This window comes from Streptomyces sp. NPDC107498 (genome assembly GCF_055582805.1).
Genome location: NZ_JBVJPE010000057.1, coordinates 1 through 3,132, shown reverse-complemented (window position 1 = coordinate 3,132; position 3,132 = coordinate 1). Strand labels below are relative to the sequence as shown.

Annotated in this window: 1 protein-coding gene; it reads left to right on the top strand. The window is 70.3% G+C overall.

The window, feature by feature from the left end:
* On the top strand, positions 1-2,289 hold a 2,289-nt coding region (locus ACZ66Z_RS36645), incomplete at its 5' end, for a helicase associated domain-containing protein (RefSeq protein WP_469940308.1).
* Between the last annotated feature and the right edge of the window lie 843 nt (positions 2,290-3,132).

Here is a 3,132-nt window from a genome sequence, read left to right as displayed (position 1 = left end):
AAGGTCCGCGGACCGCTGGAGACCGCGCTGGCAGGCGGGGAACGGCTCTACGGGCAGCAGATGGCGGGCTTCGACCTCGCAATCGTGGATGAGGCGCACGGAACCGCCGGTGACCTCGGGCGCCCGTGGGCGGCGATCCACGACAACGCACGGATCCCCGCGGACTTCCGGCTCTACCTCACTGCCACCCCACGCATCCTCGCCGCGCCCCAGCCTCGCAGGGGCACGGACGGGCAGGAGGTGGAGATCGCGAGCATGGCCGACGACCCCCATGGAACGTACGGGTCGTGGCTCGCCGAGCTCGGCCTGTCGGAGGCGATCGAGCGAGGGATCCTCGCCGGGTTCGAGATCGACGTCCTGGAGATCCGTGATCCCTCCCCCGTGCTCGGGGAGTCCGAGGAAGCGCAGCGGGGCCGGCGCCTGGCGCTCCTGCAGGCCGCACTCCTGGAGCACTCGGCGGCGTACAACCTGCGCACCGTCATGACCTTCCACCAGAAGGTCGAGGAAGCCGCCGCGTTCGCGAAGAAGCTGCCCGAGACCGCCGCCGAGCTGTACGCCAACGACGCCTCCGACGCCGATCTGGCGGTCGCGGCGAAGCTGCCGAAGTCCTCGATCGACGCCGAGTTCTACGAGCTGGAGAGCGGCCGCCACGTCCCGCCGGACCGAGTGTGGTCGGCGTGGGTGTGCGGCGACCACCTCGTCACCGAGCGACGCGAGGTGCTGCGGCAGTTCGCTAACGGCATCGACGCGGACGACCGGCGCGTGCACCGGGCGTTCCTCGCGTCCGTGCGGGTGCTCGGCGAGGGCGTCGACATCACCGGCGAGCGGGGCGTCGAGGCCATCTGCTTCGCCGACACCCGCGGCTCGCAGGTCGAGATCGTCCAGAACATCGGCCGCGCACTCCGGCTCAACAAAGACGGCAGCACGAAGGTCGCCCGGATCATCGTGCCGGTGTTCCTGGAGCCCGGCGAGGACCCCACCGACATGATCGCCTCCGCCAGCTACAAACCGCTCGTAGCCGTCCTCCAAGGCCTGCGGGCTCACGACGAGCGCCTGGTCGAGCAGCTCGCCTCCCGCGCACTCACCCACGGCCAGCGCAAGATCCACCTGCGGCGCACCAAGAACGGACGGATCGTCGGGACCGGCGGCGCAGGCGACAGCGAGGGAGGCAGTGAGGGCCAGGAGCAGGACGACGCCGGCACGGCCGCCGAGTCCGCACTGCTGCACTTCTCCTCCCCCCGCGACGCGGCCACGATCGCGGCCTTCCTCCGTACGCGGGTGTACCGGCCGGAGTCCCTGGTGTGGCTGGAGGGCTACCAGGCCCTGATCCGCTGGCGGAAGGAGAACGAGATCACCGGCCTCTACGCCGTCCCGTACGACGTCGAGGTCGAGGTCGGCGTCACCAAGGACTTCCCCCTCGGGCGGTGGGTCCACCAGCAGCGCAAGGCCCTGCGGGCCGGAGAGCTCGAGGACCGGCGCAAGACGCTGCTCGACTTGCCGGAAGCCGGGATGGTCTGGGAGCCGGGCGAGGAAGCGTGGGAGAACAAGCTCGCCGCGCTGCGGTCCTACCGGAAGGCCATGGGGCACCTCGCGCCGCGTCAGGACGCCATGTGGGGCGAAGGCGAGGGAGACGACGAGCAGCTGGCCATTGGACAATTCCTCGCCAACCTCCGACGCAAACACGGCCTCGGCAAAGACCCGGAACGGGCAGCCGTACGCGCGAAGCAGCTGGCCGCGATCGACAAGGACTGGAACTGCCCCTGGCCACTCAACTGGCAACGCCACTACCGCGTCCTCGCCGACCTCGCCGACGCCGACGGCGCCCTGCCGGCCATCGAACCCGGGGTTCTGTTCGAGGGCGATGACATCGGGCGGTGGCTGAAGCGGCAGAAGAATCCCGGCACATGGGCACAGCTGTCGAGCGAGCAGCAGAAACGGCTGACCACGCTCGGCATCAAGCCACTGGAGAAACCCTCTCCCGCCCCAGCGGTACCCCGCGCGGCGAAGGACCCGAGCAAGGCACAGCAAGCATTCCAACGCGGCCTGGCGGCCCTCGCGCAGTGGGTGGAACGGGAAGGCGCCCACCGGCCGGTGCCCCGCGGCCACAGCGAAGAGATCGCGGTCGACGGCGAGACAGAACCGGTGACCGTCAAGCTGGGCGTATGGATTTCGAACACCAAGGCCCGGCGCCACAAACTCACCCAGGAACAGCTGGACGCACTACGGAAACTGGGCATGGGCTGGGCGAAGCCGGTGACGATCCCCCAGACCGCCCCGGACACCCTCTGACCGCTCCCTGTGCCGTGACCGGACCCCGGCCTCTTAGGCCCCGGGGTCCGGTGCTGTGGCCATGGTTTGACCGATGTTCTATCAGGCCAGAGGTTCACCGCATACCTGCTACGCCCCCGGTGTTGCGCGCTATGCCGCCCCCCGCGTCTGTGGGGGAGCAGACTTCACTGCGAAGCGAAGGGCGCTGGGCCAAGCCCGGCAACGCCGACTTCAGTGTGGCCGCTTGTCGCCATGAACTCGCTCTCACGCCCACCGGGCAGGCGGAGCACTCCCGGGTCCGCGTCGAAGAGGTCAACGCGACTTCCAGGATCTGCCAGTGTGATGCTGCCGGCCCAGGTGCTGTCCCGGTCCGACTCCCGGTTGTCGCTGCGGCGCGGGTCGTAGCGCAGAACGAGGGACGCGGTGACCGCGACTTCGCGACCGTCAGGCATGACAACGACGGCAGGGCCCGCATAGCGCTGACGGCCATCGCCCGGGTGGAAGGGCCCACGAGGATCCATGCCTGGAGGCTAGCGCGCAGCAGCTAGACCCCCTAGCCCCACGGATTCAGAGAACGGGGCAGCTGGGTTCGGCCGTCAGCTCTTCCCGTCGTCGACGACGGGAAGGCGGTGGCGCTGTCCGGTACGGATCGATGGCTCATGTGCGTGCCGAAGGACAGCACCGGGACGCTGACGGGCCGGGCGGCGGCCTCGTCCCGGGACCCCTCCTCCGCCCCAGACCCGTCCGCGGAACAGCGGTAGGAGCGGGGCGACACGGGGTGGCCGGCCGGGAACGGCCGTCCGGGGCGGGCCGGTTCCGGGTCGGCCGGGTCCTGCCCCTCCGGATCGGGCCGGGCTCGTGGCG